This window comes from Azospirillum sp. (assembly GCF_050789165.1).
This window is the reverse complement of record NZ_JBOZRT010000054.1, coordinates 59,022-72,707: the sequence shown is the minus strand read 5'-3', so window position 1 is coordinate 72,707 and position 13,686 is coordinate 59,022. Positions and strand designations below refer to the sequence as shown.

Annotated in this window: 11 protein-coding genes; 5 read left to right on the top strand and 6 right to left on the bottom strand. The window is 70.3% G+C overall.

The window, feature by feature from the left end; all coding sequences use genetic code 11:
• Positions 1–228 precede the first annotated feature (228 nt).
• Complete coding sequence (locus ACRWK7_RS13100) at positions 229–678, top strand: hypothetical protein (RefSeq protein ID WP_431856679.1); 450 nt, start codon at positions 229–231, stop codon at positions 676–678.
• Between the two features lie 304 nt (positions 679–982).
• On the opposite strand, the gene ACRWK7_RS13095 is transcribed toward ACRWK7_RS13100, so the two are convergent.
• The 5 genes from ACRWK7_RS13095 to ACRWK7_RS13075 all read right to left on the bottom strand — a co-directional run bounded on the left by ACRWK7_RS13095 (position 983) and on the right by ACRWK7_RS13075 (position 7,306).
• The gene (locus ACRWK7_RS13095) at positions 983–1,777 is read right to left on the bottom strand and encodes a hypothetical protein (protein WP_431856678.1); all 795 of its coding nucleotides are present in this window, start codon (positions 1,775–1,777) and stop codon (positions 983–985) included.
• 318 nt (positions 1,778–2,095) lie between these two features.
• Entirely contained in the window at positions 2,096–3,142 is a 1,047-nt protein-coding gene (locus ACRWK7_RS13090) for a phytanoyl-CoA dioxygenase family protein (protein WP_431856676.1), read from the bottom strand.
• A gap of 67 nt (positions 3,143–3,209) precedes the next feature.
• Positions 3,210–4,400 (bottom strand): DUF2336 domain-containing protein, encoded by a 1,191-nt coding sequence (locus ACRWK7_RS13085; RefSeq protein WP_431856675.1) that lies wholly within the window; start codon positions 4,398–4,400, stop codon positions 3,210–3,212.
• A gap of 119 nt (positions 4,401–4,519) precedes the next feature.
• Positions 4,520–5,461 carry a hypothetical protein gene (locus ACRWK7_RS13080; protein ID WP_431856674.1) on the bottom strand — a complete coding sequence of 314 codons (942 nt, stop codon included), beginning with the start codon at positions 5,459–5,461 and terminating at the stop codon, positions 4,520–4,522.
• A 279-nt stretch (positions 5,462–5,740) separates the two neighbouring features.
• Positions 5,741–7,306, bottom strand: coding sequence for a lysine--tRNA ligase (locus ACRWK7_RS13075; protein WP_431856673.1), 1,566 nt, complete (start codon positions 7,304–7,306; stop codon positions 5,741–5,743).
• A gap of 125 nt (positions 7,307–7,431) precedes the next feature.
• On the opposite strand from ACRWK7_RS13075, the gene ACRWK7_RS13070 reads away from it, so the two are divergent.
• The 3 genes from ACRWK7_RS13070 to ACRWK7_RS13060 all read left to right on the top strand — a co-directional run bounded on the left by ACRWK7_RS13070 (position 7,432) and on the right by ACRWK7_RS13060 (position 9,874).
• Entirely contained in the window at positions 7,432–7,755 is a 324-nt protein-coding gene (locus tag ACRWK7_RS13070; RefSeq protein ID WP_431856672.1) for a DMT family transporter, read from the top strand.
• Positions 7,756–7,757: 2 nt separating this feature from the next.
• Positions 7,758–7,940 carry a hypothetical protein gene (locus tag ACRWK7_RS13065; RefSeq protein ID WP_431856671.1) on the top strand — a complete coding sequence of 61 codons (183 nt, stop codon included), beginning with the start codon at positions 7,758–7,760 and terminating at the stop codon, positions 7,938–7,940.
• 119 nt (positions 7,941–8,059) lie between these two features.
• Positions 8,060–9,874 carry a right-handed parallel beta-helix repeat-containing protein gene (locus ACRWK7_RS13060; RefSeq protein ID WP_431856670.1) on the top strand — a complete coding sequence of 605 codons (1,815 nt, stop codon included), beginning with the start codon at positions 8,060–8,062 and terminating at the stop codon, positions 9,872–9,874.
• A gap of 143 nt (positions 9,875–10,017) precedes the next feature.
• Here the strand turns inward: ACRWK7_RS13060 and mtgA are convergent, their stop codons facing one another.
• Positions 10,018–10,689: a monofunctional biosynthetic peptidoglycan transglycosylase gene (gene mtgA, locus ACRWK7_RS13055; protein ID WP_431856669.1), complete on the bottom strand. Its 672-nt coding sequence runs from the start codon at positions 10,687–10,689 to the stop codon at positions 10,018–10,020.
• Positions 10,690–10,807: 118 nt separating this feature from the next.
• On the opposite strand from mtgA, the gene ACRWK7_RS13050 reads away from it, so the two are divergent.
• The gene (locus tag ACRWK7_RS13050) at positions 10,808–13,603 is read left to right on the top strand and encodes an ATP-dependent DNA helicase (RefSeq protein ID WP_431856667.1); all 2,796 of its coding nucleotides are present in this window, start codon (positions 10,808–10,810) and stop codon (positions 13,601–13,603) included.
• The last annotated feature ends 83 nt before the right edge of the window (positions 13,604–13,686 follow it).

Sequence of the window (13,686 nt, the reverse complement as noted above, 5' to 3'; positions counted from 1 at the left end):
CCTGCGCTAAAAGCGTCCCCCCTTCAGCGGAGGACCGAACCAATGGATGGGTCTTTCTTTAGGGATCCAGCGCCCTTAGAATTCGAGGCGGGTTCCTAGCGCGAATCCACTCGAAGGGCAAGCGTGACGGGAGGCACGGAACCGGAACGGTCCGAGGAATCCGGTGAAACCGTGCCGATGGAACGCTTGCCCACGTATCAAAGGACCGGATTTTCTGCTTTGGAGGTCATGATGATGCGCTTTGCGCCCGCTGCGACACTGGCGATCGCCGTCGCGTTCCTGGCGGGCCCGGTGTCGGCCCAGACCGTGCCGGACTACGAGGCGGCGCTGGCCGCGGTGCCCGGCTCGCCGCCGCCGGCCGTGGCCTCGGCGTGCCTGCCGCTGCAGAACTACGTGTTCACGGCGATGGAGCCGGGCGAGCGCAAGGGCCCCTGGCTGCTCTCGCTGCTGCCCTTCACGCCGTGGGCCGGCGACGCCGCCACCGCGGCGCGGCGCGATTGCGCCTCCGTGCGCGAGGCGGGCGTGATCGCCTTCAACGCCGGCAGCGCCGAGGAGATCGTCACGCCGCCGATGCTGGAGGATACGGACGCCCTGGTCCGGCCGGCCGACCCGGCGACGATGACGCAGCCGCTGCCCGGTTACGACACGCCGAGTCGGCGGAACCCGCGGGTGCGCTGAGCTCAAGGCCCCTCCCCCCTTGCGGGGGAGGGGGCTCTGGGTCCTGTCCTCGCGGGCAGGGACATGGAACGAGCGGAGAGGAGCGGGGTCAGCATCGGCTGGCGCCGCTGCCCCCTGGATGCCGTGGTCGGGCCGGCCGGCACGGGGCCTTGAGCGCACGGTGCGCTGCGAAAAGCGGGCCGCCAACCACCTCGCCATGGCCCGCATCGGGGCAATCCGGCTACGGCTCAGGGCTTGAGAACGGAACCTGAAACGCGCCAGGGAAGCCAAGGGATCGATGCGGCCTCCCTGCAAAAGATGGTGCTTACCGAGCTCGCATGATCGCCCACGGCGTTGGCCCGGGGCGGAACTCGCAGACTGCCAGGAGAAGGGTAAGATCGTGCATTGATTTCATCCAATCTGGCACCAACGGCTTGCGGAACAGGTTGTTTTCTACGAGTTCAATGTCGTGCGTTTCCCTGAAGCGCTCTATGACCTCATGGGAGGTCCCTGCCTTTATGAAATCATGAAGCTCAACGACGATATCGAATTGCTTCAATTCGGGATAGAGGTCGGGGCGTAGGAGATTCAATTCTCCGCCCTCGATATCGCAGAGCACCAGGGTTCGCTTCCCGGAGAACTTCCTAAAATTCTCTCCCGAGAATTCGCCGCCGACAATGACGCGTTCCCTTACTCCGTTCAATTCAGAAAGATTTGCGCATTTTTCTTGTGCTTTGATGTTTATGTCGTGGGCGTAGACGGTCGCTTCCGGAAGGCGTCTGGCAAGGCCAACGGCATAATAGCCTTCGCCGCACCCTATATTTATAATGCAATCATATTTCGTCTTTAGGATATCCTCCAGCTTCTCGTGAAGTTCCGCCTCGTAGCATCCAAGTATTCTTGGAAGCAGACATCCCTCGACCTCTGAGACTGGAAATTTCAGTCCTTCAAATGGACCGGATGACACCGCGTCGCCCCGCTGCGCCACGGCGTGCTCGCTTAGCGCTACAGACCAAAAATAAGAAGACACCTGCAGCAAGTTAAACAGCTTTGTATGGTTGTCGCTGCTGCTTTCCAGAATGCCTCTCGCTTGCTGGAAGGCGCGATCGAACATATCCATCTTTTGCCTCTTCCAATTATTGCCTGGATGGCCTGCGCCTGCCTGACCCAAGCTCGACCGCCAGCCTTCACAAGCTGGCTACCTTTAAACCTTGCAGAGGCAGTTGCAAGCCAATCCTTTTGCCACTTGGGCAATGAGGAGAGCCTTCTGGCAAAGTTCTGTTCTCAAGCCCTGAGCCGTAGCCGGATTGCCCCAATGCGGGCCATGGCGTGGCGGCTGGCGGCCCGCTTTTCATAGCGCACCGTGCGCTCAAGGTCCCGTGCCGGCCGGCCCGACCACGGCATTTCCAGGCCCCTGCCCGCGAGGACGGGAGCTAGGCTACAGCCACGCCGGCGTCCAGAGGAAGTCGGCCGGGAACATCTTGATGTAGTGGACGAGGCGCGGCCGGTCGGCGTGGTTCGGCGTGGGGCCGTGCGCCAGCGCGTGGTGCCACAGGATCAGGTCGCCGGCCCGTCCCGCGATGGGCGTCAGCGTCAGGTGCCGCTCGGCGTGCGCGCGCGGCGATACGCCCGGCGGCAGCGAGTCCATCCAGGCGTCGAGCGTGCGGTGCATGCCGGGCACCAGGCCGAACGCCCCCTGGTTCGCCGCGGTGTCGGTCAGGTAGATCAGGCCCTGGATGCCCAGGGGGACGGGCCGGACGAGACTGACGTCCCAGTGAACGCCCGGGCCGGGGAAGGCGCAGCGGGGCGTCACCGGCGGGTTGAAGCCGACGCGGTCGGTGCTCACCCACAGGTCGGCGGTTCCCCAGAGTTGGGCGAACGCCTTGTGGATGCGCCGCGACCGCCGGTTGGCGTCGAGCGCCGGATGGCGGAACAGCCCGGTGAACACGCATTGCTGCCGGTCGGTCCATTCGTCCCACGAGGCGGGGTCGTCCGGCGACTTGCCCAGCTCGTCCCACACCGCCTGCGCGGTGGCCCGGCAGGCCTCGGGCGGGATCGAGTCGTGCAGCACGACCCAGCCGTGCTCCTCCCAGTGCGCGAGGTCGTCGGCGTCGAGCACCGGTTCCATGGTGTCGATGTCGTCGGTCCGGGCGCGGGCGTCGGCCGGCGGTGGCTGATCGGTCAGCGCGGCGTTGATGCGCTCCACCGCCCCGGGGGCGAGGGCGCCGCCGTTGTGCCGGAGAATCCAGTCCTCGAACGCCTCGAAGCTGGGTCGGACGGAGCCCAGGTGGCGGTACAGCTCCTCCAGCCCGACCTGCAGACCGCTGCTCAGCACGTGGACGGCCCGCCATTCCCGCAGGGCGTCGTCGCCGGAAGGCGGAGCCCCGGAGAGCAGGCGCGACCAGATGCGCTTGAGGCCGACCACCCCCAGCGTTCCGACCTCGGTGAAGCCGGCGAGACGGAACGTGCTGCGGGTCTTTGCCATGGTGGCCGTGTCCGGGCTGCGGTGTGGTGGCGGGAACAAACACCACTTTTTTGCCGCAGCGGACGCGTCAACGCAACCCGTACAGCTCCAACTGACGCGCCATTTCGGCCGGAGGCAGCGGGAAGTCGGTGCCTTGGCGGGCGTTCAGCATGGCGTGCGGCGGAATGCCGGCGGCGCGCGCCTGCACCTGCATGGCGCAGCGCATCGAGAAGCCGGCGCGCCAGACCAGCGCGGTGACGGCGCGCGGGTTGCCGGAGTCCAGCACCAGCCCGACCGCCTGCACCGGCGCCCCGGCGCGCAGCGCCAGCGCGGCGCGCACGAAGCCGACCTCGTTCCACGACAGCGCGTCGCCGATGGCGGTCTCGTCCAGCGCGCCGGCGCGGTGCAGGCGCAGCGCCCGGCGCTCCGGCGTTTCGGAGGGGGCGCGCTCGATCCACTCGACGCGGCGGCGGACGGCGGCGGCGATCTCGGCGACGGTGGACTCGTCGAAGTCGGGGCGCGAGCGCAGCACCGCGATCACCGAGCGGTCGACGAAGTCGGCCAGCCGCAGCGCGAGGCGCGGCGGCAGCGCCGGGCGCGCCGCCAGCTTGGATTGCAGGGCGCGGTGGCGAGTCGAGTCCTCGACGGCGCGCTCCAGCGCCTGCTCGGGGATGACGGCGCCGGTGTTGTCGAGCAGCACGCCGGTCGCCTCGGCGTCGCCGGCCTCGACGATGGCGGTGGAGACCGGGGCGCTGACGCTGGCGCGGCCGGCGATGGCCGACAGCGCCCAGGGCGCCGGCTGCGCCGCGATCACCGTCAGCAGGTCGGAGTCGGTCAGCGTGGCGCAGCAGTGCAGGATCGGCTCGGCGACCGAGCGCTCTATGTCGCGCGCCAGCTTCTGCACCACCGGCGGCGGGGCGCAGGCGATGTCCTTGATGGCGGTGGCGAGCGCGGCGCGCACGAAGGTGACGTGGTCGCGCGCCAGCTGCTCCAGCGCGCGCAGCGCCACGCTGGCGACGGTGTCGCGGCCGTCCGGCGGCAGGTCGGGCAGCAGGCGGCAGAGCTGGCGCGCCAGCGCCGCCCGCACCGCCTCGTCGCCCCAGCCGGACAGGCGGGACTGCGCCAGCAGCGCGCCCAGCGCGCGGGCCGGCGTCGGCTCCGGCACGGCGGGCTCGTCGAACAGGTAGTCGAGCTGCTCCGGCGCCACGCCTTGTGCGGGGCCGGGGCTGTCGTGGGTGGCCGGCGGACGCGGCCGGAGGAGATGCGGTTTGCCGGTCACGGTTTTCGATCCCGGGTTGAAGCCCCGATTTCGAGGCGACGAGGAGTGAACCAGTTTGATCCATCGGAACGCCACCTCGGTTAACGGGTGGCTAATTCGGCATTTTTCTAAAATACATTTTACCGGCGACGCCCCAACGCCGCGGTGGCCGGCGGCTTCACGGCGCCGCCCACGGTGCGCACCGGCACGGCGCGCTGTTTGCGCAGGGTGTCGAAGGCATCGAAGATGCGCAGCAGGTGGCCCGAGGTCTCGTCGCCGTAGCGCACGTCCATGCGGGCGCGGCCCAGCTCGGTGCGGATCTCCTCGCGCAGGTGGCCGAACAGCGCCTCGAAGATCAGCTCGAAATGCTCGTCGGCGAAGGTGAAGGTGCGGGCATCGACGGCGGTCGCCATGCGGCGCATGAAGCTCTGGCGCTGGAAGTGGAACTGCTTGAAGCGCAGCATGACGCGCACGAACAGCGCGTGGCTGAGCACCGGCAGGGTGGGGTGGCGGGACACCCGCGGCCACACCTCCTCCTCGCGCTCGGCGCGGGTGAGCTGGAATATCGAGCGGGCGTCGGCGTTCATCGCCTCCCACTCCTTGTCGTAGAACAGCGCGGCGAGGTTGGCCTGCAGGCCCGGCACGATGACGCGCGGGAAGACGTTGCCGGTGATCGGGTCGGCGATCTCCGGCACCTTCTGGGTGACGGTGGAATACATCAGCCGCGTGACGAAGTCGCGCCGCCGCCCGTCCTCGGTCCCCGGCGTCAGCTCCAGCGTGACGGAGTCGGCCGGGTCGGTGCGGCCGTCCTGGCAGCCGCGGCAGGTGCGCGCGAACAGCGGCAGCGTGCGCGGCCAGTTCTCCATCATCAGGTCGAAGGCGCGGCCGAACTCCTCCTGGGTCAGCGCGCCGCGCAGGGCGATCTGCGCGCCGATGGCCTCCTGGAAGGTCTGCACCAGCGCGCGGGCGATGCCGTGGTGCTGCACGAAGGACGGAACGCCAACGCCCATGTGCGGGGCCGCGGCCGCCGGGGCCTCGGACAGCGCGCCGGGGCGCGTGGGGTGCAGGTCGTGGTCGCTCATGGCCGCCGCGATGCGAGAGGATTGGATTTATCTCGCATTTTATCGAATGACGGAGGCGTGGCTGTGACGGCGGTCACAGGGGCGGCCGGCTCTTTGGCCTACCCGCGCCCAAGAAAAAAGGCCGCTGTCAAACGACAGCGGCCCGAAGTCTAGGGAGGAAACGCACGGCACGAGTGCCGTAGTCCCGCGGAACCTACCCGGATATGCTGCCAAGTGGTAATACCAAGTGCGTATGTGTGCGCTGCACAACGCGCATGGCTCCGCCCAAGGTATGCTCCGTCAGCCCAACTTTTCCCGGATCAGCGCCTTGGTCTCCTCGACGCCGTACAGTTCGATGAACGAGCCCATGCGCGGCCCGGTGGTCTGGCCCAGCAGCACCTCGTAGAGCGCCTGGAACCACGCGCGCAGCTCGGTGAAGCCATGCGCCTTGCCCACTTCGAACACCTCGTTCTGGATGGTCTCGGCCTTGGCGTCGGTGGGCAGGATGGTCAGGCGGTTCACCAAGTCGTCCAGCGCGACGCGCTCGGCGTCGGTGGGGGCGCGGTACTGCTTCGTGGGCTTCACGAAGTCCTGGTAGTAGCGCACCGCGTAGCCGGCCATGCGGTCGAGCAGCGGGTTGCTCTGCGCCGTCACGCCGGGGGCGTAGCGGCTGATGAAGCCCCACATCACGTCCTTCGTCTCGGCGTTGGCGACGCCGGCGAGGTTCAGCAGCAGGCCGAAGCTGAGGTCGGCGCGCACCGCCGGCGGCTTGCCGTCGTGGATGTGCCACGCCGGGTTCTCCAGCTGCCTGGCCGGCTCCTCCTGCGGCAGCTTGGCGGCGAAGGCGACGTACTCGTCCACCGCGCGCGGGATGACGTCGAAGTACAGGCGCTTGGCCGTCTTCGGCTTCTGGAACATGTAGAGCGACAGGCTCTCCGGCGGGGCGTAGGTCAGCCACTCCTCGATGGTCAGGCCGTTGCCCTTGGACTTGGAGATCTTCTGCCCCTTGTCGTCCAGGAACAGCTCGTAGTTGAAGCCCTCCGGCGGCGTGCCGCCGAGGATCTTCACGATCTTACCGGCCAGCTCGACCGAGGGGATCAGGTCCTTGCCGGCCATCTCGTAGTCCACGCTCAGCGCGTACCAGCGCATGCCCCAGTCGGGCTTCCACTGCAGCTTGACGTGGCCGCCGGTGACCGGGACCTCGACTCGTCTCCCGTCCTCGTCCTCGAACACGATGGTGCCGGCGTCGACGTTGCGCTCCAGCACCGGGACCTGCAGCACGCGGCCGGTGGACGGCGACACCGGCAGGAACGGGCTGTAGGTCTGCTGCCGCTCCTCGCCCAGAGTCGGCAGCATCACCGCCATGATCGCGTCGTAGTTGGCCAGGACCTTCAGCAGCGCCTCGTCGAAGCGGCCGGACTTGTACCACTCGGTCGAGGACTGGAAGTCGTAGTCGAAGCCGAACTGGTCGAGGAAGGCGCGCAGGCGCGCGTTGTTGTGGGCGCCGAAGCTGTCGTGCGTGCCGAACGGGTCGGGCACCTGGGTCAGCGGCTTGCCGAGGTGCTGGGCCACCATCTCCTTGTTGGGGATGTTGTCGGGCACCTTGCGCAGGCCGTCCATGTCGTCGGAGAAGGCGAACAGCTTGGTCGGCAGGTCCGACATGCGCTGGAACGCCTGGCGCACCATGGTGGTGCGCGCCACCTCGCCGAAGGTGCCGATGTGCGGCAGGCCCGACGGACCGTAGCCGGTCTCGAACAGGACGTAGCCCTTGGCGGGCGGCGTTTTGGCGAAGCGCGCCACCAGCTTGCGCGCTTCCTCGAACGGCCACGCCTTCGCCTGCAACGCCAGTTCCCGCTCGCCCGTCATAGCCCGAGTTCCTTCGCCACACTTCCATAATAGGGGAAGGCGGACCCTAGGGCGGAAGCGGGGTTGCGTCAACGGCCGAGCCTTGCCACCCTCACCGCATCGCCGCAGCCGGGGAACGCGCCTCCATGGGTTGGGTCTATCTGTCGGTCGCCATCGGCTTCGAGATCGCCGGCACCACCGCCATGAAGCTGTCGGACGGCATGACGCGCCTATGGCCGGCGCTGGCCGTGGTGCTGTGCTACGGCGTGTCGTTCACGCTGCTGGCCTGGGCGCTGCGCAGCCTGGAGGTCGGGGTTGCCTACGCGGTGTGGTCGGCGGTCGGCACCATGGCCATCGCCGTCATCGGCATCCTGGTCTTCGGCGAGGGCGCCGGGGCGCTGAAGCTGCTGGGCCTCGCGCTGATCGTCGCCGGCGTGGTCAGCCTGCGGCTGGCCGACGCGGGGGTGTGAGCATGGGCTGGATCGTCCTCGGGGTGATCGTCGGCGCGGTGATGATCCTGCTGTCCAAGCGGGACCGCCCGCGCGAACCGGCGGCCGGCGGCACGGCCGCGGTTCCCCCCATCGGCGGCCCGGAGGGCGGTCCGGACGGGGGGCCGGATGGCGGCGATGGCGGTGAGGGCGACGGCGGGACGTGACGGCCGGCGTTCCCGATTTCCCTAAAATTCGCCGCAAGCGTGGCAAGAGTGTGAGGTAAGTTTACGTTAACCATAACTGGCGCTTCCTCCCCGGCACACAGCACGGAGGCAAGCGATCCATGACGACCGCCCTTTACGTTTCGACCCAAGGCAAGGACACGTGGTCGGGCAAACTGGCCGCGCCCAACGCCGAGGGAACGGACGGGCCGCTCGCCAGCCTTGCCGCGGCGCGTGACGCGATGCGCGCCGGGGAGGCGGACACCACCTACGTCCGCGGCGGCACCTACCATCTGACGCAGACGCTGGAGTTGGACGCCCGCGACGCCGGCCACACCATCGCCGCCTATCAGGGCGAGGCGCCGGTGATCAGCGGCGGCGAGGTGGTGCACGGCTTCCGCGACGAGGGCAACGGCCTGTACTCCGCCGAACTCGCCCAGCGCAGCGACCTCGACCTGACCATCGGCGGCGCGCGCCAGCACGTGGCGCAGACCGGCGTGCGCGACCCGGCCAATCCCACCACCTCCGGCTGGCAGGTGATCGGCGACGCGCCGGGCGGCGCCGCGAAGGGCGTCTTCACCGCCCGCGGCACGGTGCCCGAGAGCATCGTCGCGCACGACGGCCTGAAGGTGCAGGCGCTGGACTACGAGCGCCTGTCCGACCGCATCGCCGACGTCACCGCCATCGACCGCGGCGCCCACACCATCACGCTGGGGCAGGAATCGCAGTACGACCTGCGTGCCGGCGGCACCTACCGGCTGCTCAACGATCCGGCGCTGATCCGCGACGCCGGCGACTTTGCCTGGCGCGAGTCCGACCACCGGCTGGTGCTCAAGCCGCAGGACGCGGCGCACTTCGAGGAGCAGGGCGTGGTGGTGCCGCGCCTCGGCACGCTGGTGACGCTCAATAAGACCAATGACGTGACGCTGAGCGGGCTGACCTTCACCGACGGCCGCTGGGACGGCGCGGCGGTGGTGCTGTCGGGCGGGCACAGCAACGAACTGGGCGGCAACACGTTCAGCAACGTCGGCACCGGCGTGGCGGCGTACGCCTCGACCGGCAACCGCATCGCCGGCAACACGCTGCGCGACCTCGCCGACAGCGGCATCACCATGGAGCAGGCCTCCGACGGCAACCGCGTCTACGCCAACGTGATCGAGCACGTCGGCACCCTGGTGAAGGGCGGCGGCGGCATCACGTCGGTGGGCAGCAGCCACCTGACCATCAGCCACAACGACATCAGCGACGCCGCCCGCTACGGCATCTCGCTGAAGGAGTGGGGCGACGGCCAGCGGAACGAGGACAATCTCGTGGAGGGCAACCGCGTCCGCCACGCCGGGCAGGAGACCGCCGACGGCGGCGGCATCGAGATGCTGGGCCGCTCCGCGCGCGAGACCCATTCGGTGATCCGCGGCAACGTGGTGGAGGACAGCGGCGGGCTGGCCACCGCGCGCGGCTCCGGCGAGTGGCTGACCGACCACAAGGGCTGGGGCATCTCGCTGGACGACCTGACCAGCGGCGTGACGGTGGACGGCAACCGGGTGACCGGCAGCTCGTGGGCCAACATCTACGTGCACGGCGGCCACGACAACGCGGTGACCAACAACGCCGGGGTGATCGACAACCCCAGCGATTCCTTCATCCGCGTCGAGTGGGTGCCGAAGGCCGGCGACCTCGGCCGGCCGGCCGACAACGTGGTCACCGGCAACGTGATCGAGGGCACGCAGCCGATGGACCACTACGCGACCCTGCTGACCGCCGGCACGCTGACGCTGGACCACAACACCGTCCACAACGCGCCGGCCAAGGGGGCGGCCGACGTGGTCGCCGACCATGTGGTGGTGACGGACGCCGGCGACGGCGTGCACGATGCGGCGTGGGCCGCGGCGGGAGCCGGCGGCTTCGCCGCGGGGGCGGAGCTGACGCACTTCTGGTGAGGAGGTGATGCCCTCCCCTTGCCCCGCAGGGTGAGGGAGGGGACCCGCAAAGCGGGGAGGGTGGGGGCTATGGTTCCTCGGGGAGACCGTTGCCCCCACCCAACCCTCCCCCAGCGGAGCTGGGGGAGGGCTTCTTCCGCCTATCACCGCACGCAGTCGTCAAGCCGTTCCCGTTCCACCACTGTCATGCGCCGCTCTATGACTCCGGCGCGCCGCTGCACGTACGGCGTGCCCGGCGTCCAGTGGCGCGGGCTGGGCAGCAGCACCGCCAGCACCGCGGCTTCGCGGCGCGTCAGGGACGAGGCCGGCTTGCCGAAGTGGTGCCGCGCGGCGGCCTCGGCGCCGTACACGCCATCGGCCCACTCGACGATGTTCAGGTAGACCTCCATGATCCGGCGCTTCGGCCACAGCGCCTCGATCAGCAGGGTGAAGCCGGCCTCCAGGCCCTTGCGCGTCCAGGTGCGGTCGGGCCAGAGGAAGGCGTTCTTCGCGGTCTGCTGGCTGATGGTCGAGCCGCCCTTGAGGCGCCCGCCGTCCCCGTTGTCGTCGAACGCGTCCTCGATGGCGTCCCAGTCGAAGCCGCCGTGGCCGCAGAACTTGGTGTCCTCGGACGCGATCACCGCCCGCGCCAGCACCGGCGCGATGCGCGCCGTCGGCACCCAGTCGTGCCGCATCTCCGACCCGCCCGCGGCGCGGATCAGCATCAGCGGCGTCGCCGGCACCGGCGCCACGCGGTACAGCAGCACCCAGCCGACGCTCAGCGCCGCCAGGGCAAGCGCCAGGGCGAACAGGGCGCGGATCAGCCGGCGCAGCATGCACGTCCGAAGGGGGTAGGGACTGCGAATTCCATCGTGTCGGCCGAAAAAAAACCTATAAGAAGGCGCAACGGGGGTGCTCGTACCGGCGCTGCCGGCCCCTTATACTGCACGCGGCATGCACACGTCCCACCCGACCTCCCACCCCCTGTCCCTCGACACCGCGCCGGTCATCGTCGCCGGCGCTCGGCAGGTCGTGTGGATGAGCGCCGACGGCGAGGTGGAGACCCTCAGCCGCGCCACCGCCGCCAAGCGGGCGCGGCGCGAGACGCCGGTGGTCTGCCACGCCCGCACGGCGGCGCGGCGGCTGGGCACCGATCCGTTCCCGATGCTGGACGTGCTGGAGCTGTTCGCCTTCGTCAAGCCGGCCGCCTTCTGCGTGCCCACCCCGCGCGGACTGGCCGAGGCGCTGCAGCTGCCGCACCCCGAGGGGCTGGAGGCCGAGGCGGTGGCGCTGCAGCGCGCCGCGTGGATGCTGCTGAAGCTCATCGCCGCTCCGGCGCGCGAGGAGAAATCCGATCCCGTCGCCATCGCCTGGGAGATGGGCCGCGCCGGCTGGCCGTGGGCGGGAATGGTGCTGACCGCGCTGGGTGCGCCGAACGGGCCGGAGCGCGGGCGCGCCCTGCACGGCTTCCGCGTCTGGACCCGGCTGAAGGAGGTCGACCAGGAAGCGCCGCCGCCGCCGCCCGCTCACCATCCCGTCGAGCCGGAGGAGGCGCGCCGCCGGCTGGCCGCGATGCTCTCCGCCCAGGTCTCCGGCAAGGTGGCGGAGCCGCGGCCGCAGCAGGCCGACTACGCCAGCGCGGTGTCCGGCGCCTTCGCGCCGCGCCCGGCGCCGGACACGCCGAACCTCGTGCTGGCCGAGGCCGGCACCGGCGTCGGCAAGACGCTGGGCTACCTCGCCCCGGCCACGGTGTGGGCGGAGAAGAACCGCGGCACGGTGTGGATCTCCACCTACACCCGCAACCTCCAGCACCAGATCGACGGCGAGCTGGACCGCCTGTTCGACGATCCCGCCACCAAGGCGCGCAAGGTCGTGGTGCGCAAGGGGCGCGAGAACTACCTGTGCCTGCTGAACCTGGAGGACGCGGTGCGCGGCCTGCCCACGCAGCCGCACAACGCCGTGGCGGTCGGGCTGATGGCGCGCTGGGTGGCGGCGACGCGCGACGGCGACCTGAACGGCGGCGACTTCCCGGGCTGGCTGGTCGATCTGCTGGGCCGGGCGCGCACGATGACGCTGGCCGACCGGCGCGGCGAGTGCGTCTATTCCGCCTGCGACCACTACGCCAAGTGCTTCATCGAGAAGAGCGTGCGCCGCGCGCGCCGCGCCGACGTGGTCATCGCCAACCACGCGCTGGTGATGGTGCAGGCGGCGCTGGGCGGGGGCGACGACATCGGCCTGCCGACCCGCTACGTCTTCGACGAGGGCCACCACGTCTTCGACGCCGCCGACAACGCCTTCGCCGGCCACCTCACCGGGCGCGAGACGCAGGAGCTGCGCCGCTGGCTGCTCGGCGCGGAGGAGAGCCGCGGCCGGGCGCGCGGGCTGAAGCGCCGGCTGGAGGACCTCGTGGCCGGCGACGACAAGGCGCAGGAGCAGCTCGACGCCGTGCTGATGGCGGCGTTCCGGCTGCCGGGCGACGGCTGGGCGGCGCGGCTCTCCGCCGACAATCCGAACGGCCCGACCGAGCGCTTCCTGCTGCTGGCCCGCCAACAGGTCTACGCCCGCACCGACGGCGCCGCCGGTCCGTACAGCCTGGAGGCCGACACCGGCTACCCGGTGGACGGCCTGCTGGAGGCCGCCGACGAGCTGCGCGAAGCGTTGGGCGCGCTGTCGAAGCCGCTGGCGGCGCTGTCGCAGCGCCTCGCCAGCCGGCTGGACGACGAGGCCGCGGAGCTGGACGCCGACCAGCGCCGGCGCATCGACGCGATGTCCCGCAGCCTGCACCGCCGCGGCACGCTGACGGTGGAGGCGTGGCGCGCCATGCTGGCCTCGCTGAAGGAGGCGACGCCGCCGCAGTTCGTCGACTGGTTCGCGGTGGAGCGGCAGGAGGGGCGCGACGTCGATGTCGGCCTGTACCGCCACTGGGTGGACCCGACCGTCCCCTTCATCGAGGCGGTCAATGCCCAGGCGCACGGCATGGTGGTCACCTCGGCGACGCTGACCGACGGCACCGGCGACGTGGCGCTCGACTGGGAGGCGGCGGAGGCGCGCACCGGGGCGCTGCACCTGCCGCGGCCGGCGGTGCGCGCCCAGGTGCCGTCGCCCTTCGACTACAAGGCGCAGACCCGCGTGCTGGTGGTCACCGACGTGCGCAAGGACGATCTGGGGCAGGTGGCGGCGGCCTACCGCGAGCTGTTCCTGGCGTCCCAGGGCGGCGGGCTGGGCCTGTTTACCGCGATCAGCCGCCTGCGCGCGGTGCACGAGAAGCTGGCCGAACCGCTGGACCGCGCCGGACTGCCGCTGTACGCGCAGCACGTCGATCCGCTCGACGTCTCCACCCTCATCGACATCTTCCGTGGCGAGGAGCACGCCTGTCTGCTGGGCACCGACGCGGTGCGCGACGGCGTGGACGTGCCGGGGCGGTCGCTGCGGCTGATCGTCTTCGACCGCGTGCCCTGGCCGCGGCCGGACATCCTGCACCGCGCGCGCCGCGAGGCGTTCGGACGCCGCCGCTACGAGGACATGCTGACGCGCCTGCGCTTGAAGCAGGCGTTCGGCCGGCTGGTGCGCCGGGCCGACGACGTGGGCGTGTTCGTGCTGCTCGACCCGATGATGCCGTCGCGGCTGTTCGGCGCGTTCCCGGAGGGCGTCGAGGTGCAGCGGGTCGGGCTCAAGGACGCGGTGGCGATCACGCGGGAGTTTTTGGGGGAAGGCACCAGTCCCTCCCCCGCCCCCGGCGGGGGAGGTTAGGAGGGGGCAGCGGCTTCTGGGGACGCCGTAGCCCCCACCCTCCCGCGGCGATGCCGCGGGTCCCTCCCTCCCCCGCCGGAGGC

Excerpts from the sequence above, each read along its gene's own strand:
- ACRWK7_RS13100 (WP_431856679.1), top strand. The coding sequence starts at position 229 with ATGATGATGCGCTTTGCGCCCGCTGCGACACTGGCGATCGCCGTCGCG.
- ACRWK7_RS13095 (WP_431856678.1), bottom strand. The coding sequence starts at position 1,777 with ATGGATATGTTCGATCGCGCCTTCCAGCAAGCGAGAGGCATTCTGGAA.
- ACRWK7_RS13090 (WP_431856676.1), bottom strand. The coding sequence starts at position 3,142 with ATGGCAAAGACCCGCAGCACGTTCCGTCTCGCCGGCTTCACCGAGGTC.
- ACRWK7_RS13080 (WP_431856674.1), bottom strand. The coding sequence starts at position 5,461 with ATGAGCGACCACGACCTGCACCCCACGCGCCCCGGCGCGCTGTCCGAG.
- ACRWK7_RS13075 (WP_431856673.1), bottom strand. The coding sequence starts at position 7,306 with ATGACGGGCGAGCGGGAACTGGCGTTGCAGGCGAAGGCGTGGCCGTTC.
- ACRWK7_RS13070 (WP_431856672.1), top strand. The coding sequence starts at position 7,432 with ATGGGTTGGGTCTATCTGTCGGTCGCCATCGGCTTCGAGATCGCCGGC.
- ACRWK7_RS13065 (WP_431856671.1), top strand. The coding sequence starts at position 7,758 with ATGGGCTGGATCGTCCTCGGGGTGATCGTCGGCGCGGTGATGATCCTG.
- ACRWK7_RS13060 (WP_431856670.1), top strand. The coding sequence starts at position 8,060 with ATGACGACCGCCCTTTACGTTTCGACCCAAGGCAAGGACACGTGGTCG.
- mtgA (WP_431856669.1), bottom strand. The coding sequence starts at position 10,689 with ATGCTGCGCCGGCTGATCCGCGCCCTGTTCGCCCTGGCGCTTGCCCTG.
- ACRWK7_RS13050 (WP_431856667.1), top strand. The coding sequence starts at position 10,808 with ATGCACACGTCCCACCCGACCTCCCACCCCCTGTCCCTCGACACCGCG.